At 31.6% G+C, this 4,645-nt stretch carries 4 protein-coding genes; all 4 read left to right on the top strand.

What is annotated here, in order from left to right; genetic code table 11:
- Nucleotides 1–388: 2-hydroxyacyl-CoA dehydratase family protein (locus tag OW763_RS16675; protein ID WP_268042710.1), on the top strand; the 388-nt coding region annotated here is incomplete at its 5' end.
- Nucleotides 389–591: 203 nt separating this feature from the next.
- Nucleotides 592–2,247, top strand: a complete 1,656-nt coding sequence (locus OW763_RS16670) for an L-lactate permease (RefSeq protein ID WP_268042708.1) — start codon at nt 592–594, stop codon at nt 2,245–2,247.
- Between the two features lie 401 nt (nt 2,248–2,648).
- Nucleotides 2,649–4,211 (top strand): acyl CoA:acetate/3-ketoacid CoA transferase, encoded by a 1,563-nt coding sequence (locus OW763_RS16665; protein ID WP_268042707.1) that lies wholly within the window; start codon nt 2,649–2,651, stop codon nt 4,209–4,211.
- 247 nt (nt 4,212–4,458) lie between these two features.
- Nucleotides 4,459–4,645: BadF/BadG/BcrA/BcrD ATPase family protein (locus OW763_RS16660; RefSeq protein WP_336296903.1), on the top strand; the 187-nt coding region annotated here is incomplete at its 3' end.

The raw sequence follows: 4,645 nt of genomic DNA, 5'->3' as shown, positions 1-4,645 counted from the left end.
ATTAGAAATCTTCAAAGAAAATGGTTTAGCTGTTGTTGCAGATGATCTTGCACAAGAATCAAGACAATTTAGAAATGATGTTCCAGAAGGAACAGATCCATTATACAGATTAGCTAAATGGTGGCAAAATTTTGATGGCTGTTCACTAGCAACAGATGTTAAAAAGCCAAGAGGACCAATGCTTATCGATATGGTTAAAAAATATAATGCAGATGCAGTAGTAGTTTGTATGATGAAATTCTGTGATCCAGAAGAATTTGATTATCCAATCTATTATGCACAATTTGAAGAAGCTGGAATAAAGAGCTTATATATAGAAATTGATCAAGAAACAACATCTTTTGAACAAGTTAAAACAAGAGTACAAAGTTTCTCTGAAATGATGTAATCTCCAAATAAGTAATGATGTAATCTTTAATTTAATTGTATATTTGTCTCCGCTTTCTATAAGATGGAGGCAAATATATCAATAGAAAATTCACAATTTTTATTTAGCAAAAAATTAAAACTTCAGTTATACCTTACTATTAGGTGTATTTTTGTTAAAAATGAAAATATAAAGTTCCAAAAATATATTAAAGAGGTGAAATTATGGGATTAGCACTAATAGCTTTAATACCTATTCTTATTGTAGGAATACTAATGTTAGGATTTAATTTACCATCAACAAAGGCAATGCCAGCAGGATTTATTTTTGCAGGAATATTAGCATCTATATTTTGGAAAATGCCAGGTGATTGGATAGCAGCAGCTACTATTTCTGGAGCAATTAATACTGTAGATATATTATTAATAGTATTTGGAGCTTTGTTAATACTACAAATAATGAGAAAGAGTGGAGGAATAGATGGAATAGCTCACTCAATGGCATCTGTATCTACTGATAGAAGAGTTCAAGTTATTGTAATTGGTTTCTTAATGGGAGCTTTTTTTGAAGGAGCAGCAGGATTTGGAACTCCAGCAGCAGTAGCAGCACCATTATTAGTAGGATTAGGTTTTCCACCATTAGTAGCAGCAATGGTTGCGTTGATTGGTAATAGTGCACCAGTTAGTTTTGGAGCTGTAGGTACACCAATAATCGGTGGGTTTGCTAATTTAGAAGCTATGATTAAAACAGCAGGATATAATGGTGAAATGTATAGTTTCTTAACAAGTATCGGTGGTTTTTCAGCTATCTTACACTTTATTGTAGGTTCTTTTATACCTTTAGTTATGGTTTGTACTATGACTTTAATAGTAGATAAAAGTATAAAAAAAGGATTAGAAGTATTGCCATTGGCATTATTTGGGGGATTAATATTTACAATACCTCAGGTAATAATTGCAAACTTTGTTGGACCAGAACTTCCAGCATTACTAGGAGCATTAATTGCAATACCGATATTTGTTTCAGCAGTAAAGAAAGGGTTGTTTGTACCAAAAAATGGTTGGGACTTTAAGCCTGTTGAAGAATGGGAAGAAGATTGGCAAGGAGAAATTGTAGTTGGTTCTAGTAAAGATGATAAACAAGTTATGAGTGCTGGTAAAGCGTGGGCACCATATATATTAATAGGTATATTATTACTATTAGGACGTTTAAAATGGCTTGGGATTACACCTATACTTAAATTATGGAGTATAACTTGGAGTAATATTCTTGGAACATCAATAAGCAGGGGAATTACACCACTGTATAATCCAGGTGTTATCCCATTCATGTTAGTAGCAGTATTAATTCCATTTATGCATGGAATGGATACAAAAGAAGCTTTTAAAGCCTGGGGAGAAACACTAAAACAGATTAAATCAGCGGCAATAGCGCTCTTCTTTGCTTTAGGAATGACTTATATATTAATGAATTCAGGTGCTGCTACAGGTACAGATTCAATGTTAATTGTCATGGCTAAAACAGCAGCAGGATTAGCTGGTAGTGGATGGTACTTAATAGCACCAATTGTAGGATCATTAGGTTCATTTATTTCAGGTAGTGCTACAGTTTCAGATATTATGTTTGGAGGACTACAATTAAGTGCAGCTAAAGAAATTGGACTTCCTGTTATACCAATCCTTAGTTTACAAGCAATAGGAGCAGCAGCAGGAAATATGATTTGTGTGCATAATGTTGTTGCTGTTTTAACAACAGTTGGATTAATAGGTAAAGAAGGAAAAGTTTTAAGAAATAACATGAAAATAGCATTAGCTTATGGTATATTAAGTGGAGTTTTTGCTATGATTATTGTTAAGGTGTTTATGCCAAATATATTTTAGAGTAAAGTGAATTTAAATTATTATATTCTTAATAAGAACCACTAAATATATTCCCATTAAACTATATATTATTTTAAGAGTAGCTAAATATAATAGCTACTCTTTTTATGGTAGAAGGTAAAAATTGGAATTGGAGTTCGGATAATTGAATAGGATCATATATTTTGTTTTAAATACTAAGAAATTCAGTGAGTTTTAATAGAATTTAAATATTTTATAAAAATAATAGCATTTTTAATAAAATTAATGTAGATATTTCTAAAGTTTTTTGTTACAATAAAAATATAATTAATAACTGGTCATATGGTCATACCACAAAATATTTTAAAACTTAGAAATTTGCGCATATTTTGATATTGTTTTAAAATCCCAAACATAAATTGCATTTAGGGGGTAGAATAGTGAAGAAAGTTAAAATATTAACATCTGAAGAAGCCGCTAACCTAGTCAAAAATGATGATACACTTGTTACAGGTGGATTTGTTGGCAATTGTTGTCCAGAAGCACTTAATAATGCAATAGAAAAAAGATTTTTAGAAACTAAGTCTCCTAAAAATATAACGCTTTTCTATGCAGCATCTCAAGGTAACAGAGATGGTAAAAAAGGTGGAGACCACTATGCTCATAGAGGTATGCTTAAAAGAGTAATAGTAGGTCATTATGCTACTGCTCCAAAATTAGGAGAATTTTGTCTTAATAATGAATGTGAAGCATATAATTTACCTCAAGGAGCACTAGTATATTTACTTAGAGATATTGCTGGACATAGACCTGGTACAATTACTCATGTTGGTTTAGATACTTTCGTTGATCCAAGAAATGGCGGCGGTAAAATAAACGAGAAAACAACAGAGGATTTAGTAGAAGTTATAAAAATAGGTGATGAAGAAAAACTTTTATATAAAGCATTCCCTCTAGATGTTGCTTTTATTAGAGGTACTTATGCAGATGAGTATGGTAATGTAACGCTTGAAAAAGAAGTAGCTACTACTGAAGTTACATCTATAGCACAGGCAGTTAAAAACTGTGGTGGTAAAGTAGTTGTTCAAGTTGAAAAGGTTGTCAAGGCTGGTACTCTAGATCCTAGATTAGTAAAAATACCAGGAGTTTATGTTGATGCTGTTGTAGTAGCAGATCAAGAAGATCATGAGCAAAGCTTTGGAATGGAGTATAATCCAGGACTTTGTGGAGAGGCAAGAATAGCTGTAGGTGGGGATGTTGAAAATACTCCATTAACTGTTAAAAAAGTTATTGCGAGAAGAGCAACTATGGAATTAAGAGAAGATACAGTTGTTAATTTAGGTGTAGGAGTACCTGAGTATATTTCTCAAGTTGCAAATGAAGAGGGAATTGGAGATTACATGACGTTAACTGTTGAGTCAGGTGCAATCGGAGGTATACCTCAAGGTGGACCAAGATTTGGGTCAGCTTTAAATCCTGATGCTATTATAGATCAAGGATATCAATTTGATTTTTATGATGGTGCTGGTCTTGATATGGCGTTCTTAGGTTTAGCAGAATGTGATGAGAACGGTAACATTAATGTAAGTAGATTTGGTCCAAAGTTGCCAGGGTGTGGTGGTTTCATTAATATAACACAAAATGCTAAAAAAGTATTTTTCTGTGGAACTTTTACTGCAGGTGGTTTAAAAACAAAAATTGAAGATGGAAAGCTAATAATAGAACAAGAAGGTAAGAAAACTAAATTCTTAAAACAAGTTGAACAAGTTACATTTAGTGGAAAATATGCAATTAAAACTAAACAACCTGTGTTATATATAACAGAAAGAGCTGTATTTGAATTAAAAGAAGATGGACTTCACTTAATAGAAGTTGCTCCTGGAATTGATATTCAAACACAAATTCTTGATTTAATGGATTTTGTTCCTAAGATGGATAAAGAAATTAAGATTATGGATGAAAAATTTTTTAGAGAAGAAAAAATGGGCTTAACAAATAATTAAATAAATTTTCTAAAAGTTAGAGAACAAGATTGAATAAAGTAAAACGATATATAAGATATTGTTTATTAATAAGATCTATGTTTATTATTAATAATAAAAAAAATGGTAAGACCATCATACCTTAAAACAATTAAAGATATTGAAGAGGTATAAAAAATTTCAATCATTAACTCAAAAGGTTGTTAACTAAATAAGCAATAATAATTAATATACAAGAAAAATTATTCATAAGTAAGGAGAAGATGCGATGTATACAATGGGTATTGACGTTGGTTCTGCATCCTCAAAAGTTGTAATACTTGAAGACGGAAAAGAGATTGTCGCTGCAGAAGTAATTCAGGTTGGAACAGGTTCTACAGGACCTAAGCGTGCTTTAGAACAAGCTCTTTCAAAATCAGGTCTTGAATTAGAAGATATGGCTAAAATAGTTGCTA

Origin of the sequence: Clostridium aestuarii (genome assembly GCF_026735135.1) — a bacterium.
Lineage (GTDB): Bacteria > Bacillota > Clostridia > Clostridiales > Clostridiaceae > Clostridium_H > Clostridium_H aestuarii.
The sequence above is the reverse complement of the archived record's forward strand: the minus strand, read 5'-3'. Positions and strand labels throughout refer to the sequence as shown.

Excerpts from the sequence above, each read along its gene's own strand:
- OW763_RS16670 (WP_268042708.1), top strand. The coding sequence starts at position 592 with ATGGGATTAGCACTAATAGCTTTAATACCTATTCTTATTGTAGGAATA.